This window comes from Rhizobium sp. PEPV16, assembly GCF_008919455.1.
Taxonomy (GTDB): domain Bacteria; phylum Pseudomonadota; class Alphaproteobacteria; order Rhizobiales; family Rhizobiaceae; genus Rhizobium; species Rhizobium leguminosarum_Q.
In genome coordinates, this window is the sequence record NZ_VSZV01000077.1 from 1 (window position 1) to 2,986 (window position 2,986).

The following is a 2,986-nucleotide window of genomic DNA, read 5'->3' on the forward strand; positions in this document are numbered from 1 at the left end:
CGGCATAGGCAACGACCAGGATGATGTCGTCATCATGCCGGTCAAGGTGTTTCAGCGGCGCATCAGCGGCAACAGCAACGTGCCGCAGATCATCATCTCGGCGCGCGACGGCGTCTCCACCGCGAAGGTGCAGTCCGATGTCGAAAATCTCCTACGCGAGCGCCGCAAGATCGTGCCCGGCCGCCAGGACGATTTCAACGTCAACGACATGACCCAGATCGCCGAGGCGATGACCGGCACGACGACGCTGCTGACCGGCCTGCTCGGCGCCGTCGCTGCGATCAGCCTGCTCGTCGGCGGCATCGGCATCATGAACATCATGCTGGTCTCCGTCACCGAGCGCACCCGTGAGATCGGCATCCGCCTGGCGATCGGCGCGCTCGAAAGCCAGGTGCTCACCCAGTTCCTCGTCGAGGCGGTGGCGCTGTCGTTGTTCGGCGGCATCACCGGCATCATACTGGGCCTCGGCCTCGGCTTCGGCACCGTGACTCTCCTGAAGGTGCCCTTCGTCTTCAGCCCGCTAATGGTCGCCGTCGCCTTCCTCTTCTCAGCGGCGATCGGCATGATTTTCGGCTATTTCCCGGCGAGAAGGGCCGCGCAGTTGAATCCCATCGAGGCGTTGCGGCACGAATAATGCGCCGTGGCGAAACGCGTGATGTCCCTCTACTCTTGTCAATCGAATGCAAGCGCAATCGGAGGCTGGCATCATGCCGCTCAACAGGGTGGTGATCTATGCTGGGAATGTCGAGGAAACGGCGCGCTTTTATGAGAAGCACTTCGGTTTCAAGGCGACCAGCCTGCCGGGCGACAGGATCATTGAACTCATCGCTCAGGACGGCGGTGCGAATATCATGCTGCACCAAGCCGCCAAGGGCCAGCGGAGCGGCCAATCCACCATCAAACTGGTCTTCGACGTGGAGGACGTCGAGGCTTTTTGCAGACGATGCGCGGAAAACGGCCTTGAGTTCGGTGTTATCCATAAAGCCTATGGCTATCAGTTCGCCAATGCCAAAGACCCGTGCCAAAATTCGATCTCGGTTTCCAGCCGGGCGTTCCGCAAGGAGTGATCGAGGGAAGGTGCCGGCCTGAGGAAACAGCCGACGCGGTTTGCCTCTGTAGGCGAGGGCGAGTTTGGCGAGAAAGCCAACCGCACTCTCCGTCCTCCTCGGCCTTGAGCCGAGGATCCATGCCGCGGCTGCTGATGGATGCGTGGTGGATGCTCGGCTTAAGGCCGAGCGCGACGGAGAGTGGGGTGGTCGGCAGGAGCCAATCACGGCGTAGACGCCCGTGCCGGCAATGCCATTCGCCGATTTTCAGCAACCTCGCGAATGTTATCTATCTGTCTCTATTCTGATATTTCAATGCCGACTTGTCTTCGGTTTTTGGTCGTGTCACTATGTGATATATCAGACTTGGCGACGGAGCTCCGTATTGCAGACGTCTCAGAGCCATCTTGCCTATCTGGCGCTGGAGCATCTGATCGTGACGCTGGCGTTGAAGCCCGGCGCGCTGGTCACTGAAAAGCAGCTGATCGAGTTGGCGGGCCATGGGCGTACGCCGGTGCGCGAGGCGATCCAGAAGCTTGCCTGGCAGGGGCTGATCCTGGTCAAGCCGCGCGTTGGGCTGCAGGTCGCCGAGATCGCGCCTGAGGATCATTGCAATGTCATGCAGGTGCGCCGCGAGCTGGAGCCGATCGCGGCAAGCCTCGTCGCCGAACACGCGAGCGATGAGCAGCGCGCGCGCCTCATCGATTGCGCCCGCGCGATGGAGGAATGCGCCGTCACCGGCGATCTCGACGGCTTTTTCGCCGCCGACAAGGCCTTCGACGAAATCCTTGAAGATGCCTGCCCGAACGGCTTTATCACGGCAGCACTCGGCCCGGTGCAGACGCATTCACGTCGCCTCTGGTACTCCAAGGCAAGCCCGGAGCGCATGGACCGCGCTATCTCGCTGCACGTCGCCGTCATCCGCGCCATCCATCAGGGCAGGCCGGATGAAGCGCGCACCACCATGGCGGTGCTGATCGACTACCTCAGCCGGACATAGAAACGGCCCCGTTTCCGGAGCCGTTCATAGATCGGATTGTCAGAGATGGTTTAGCCGACGAAAGCGCGCTCGATGACGAATTCGGCGGGCTTGCTGTTGGCGCCTTCATCGAGGCCGGCCTTCTCGAGCAGTTCCTTGGTATCCTTCAGCATGGCCGAGGAACCGCAGATCATGCCGCGGTCGATCACCGGATCGAGCGGCGGTACGCCGAGATCGGTGAACAGCTTGCCGGAGGAGATTAAATCGGTGATGCGGCCGCGATATTCGAAATCCTCACGCGTGACTGTGGGGTAGTGGCGCAGCTTGTCGCCGACGACTTCCTTCAGCAGCTCATCATTCTGGATCTCGTGCACGAGGTCGAAGCCGTATTTCAGTTCGGCGACATCGCGTGTCGTATGGGTCAGGATGACTTCCTCGAACTTCTCGTAGGTCTCGGGATCGCGGATCAGGCTGGCAAAAGGCGCAATGCCCGTTCCCGTCGAGAACATGTAGAGACGACGGCCGGGCGTCAGCGCATCGAGCACAAGCGTGCCCGTCGGCTTCTTGCGCATCAGTACCTGGTCGCCCGGCTTGATCGCCTGCAGATGTGAGGTGAGTGGGCCGTCCGGCACCTTGATCGAGAAGAATTCAAGCTCTTCGGCCCAGGCGGGGCTGGCGATCGAATAGGCGCGGAACACCGGCTTGCCCTCGACCATCAGGCCGATCATCGCGAATTCGCCGGAACGGAAACGGAAGCCCTGCGGCCGGGTCATCGTGAAGCGGAAGAGCCGGTCGGTATAGTGCGTGACATCGAGCACCGTCTCGGCATAGACGCCGGCGGGGATGGACGAGGCGAAGTCTTCGGTCTTTGCAGGCGCGTTCATTGCGGTAGAGGATCCCGTTTCGTCGGATGAACTGTCGGATGCGAGCGAGATATTACATATCGGGCCGGAATTAAAGG

The 2,986-nt window shown here is 61.1% G+C and carries 4 protein-coding genes; 3 read left to right on the forward strand and 1 reads right to left on the reverse strand.

Annotation, left to right across the window (positions count from 1 at the left end; translation table 11 throughout):
• From FY112_RS00790 to FY112_RS00800, 3 genes are all read left to right on the forward strand, one after another.
• The coding region (locus tag FY112_RS00790; protein WP_151517389.1) for an FtsX-like permease family protein at window positions 1-634 on the forward strand (634 nt) is incomplete at its 5' end.
• A gap of 73 nt (window positions 635-707) precedes the next feature.
• Entirely contained in the window at window positions 708-1,067 is a 360-nt protein-coding gene (locus tag FY112_RS00795) for a VOC family protein (RefSeq protein WP_151517390.1), read from the forward strand.
• A gap of 364 nt (window positions 1,068-1,431) precedes the next feature.
• Window positions 1,432-2,046 carry a GntR family transcriptional regulator gene (locus FY112_RS00800; RefSeq protein ID WP_131630443.1) on the forward strand — a complete coding sequence of 205 codons (615 nt, stop codon included), beginning with the start codon at window positions 1,432-1,434 and terminating at the stop codon, window positions 2,044-2,046.
• 50 nt (window positions 2,047-2,096) lie between these two features.
• Here the strand turns inward: FY112_RS00800 and FY112_RS00805 are convergent, their stop codons facing one another.
• The gene (locus FY112_RS00805) at window positions 2,097-2,909 is read right to left on the reverse strand and encodes a ferredoxin--NADP reductase (RefSeq protein ID WP_003559318.1); all 813 of its coding nucleotides are present in this window, start codon (window positions 2,907-2,909) and stop codon (window positions 2,097-2,099) included.
• Between the last annotated feature and the right edge of the window lie 77 nt (window positions 2,910-2,986).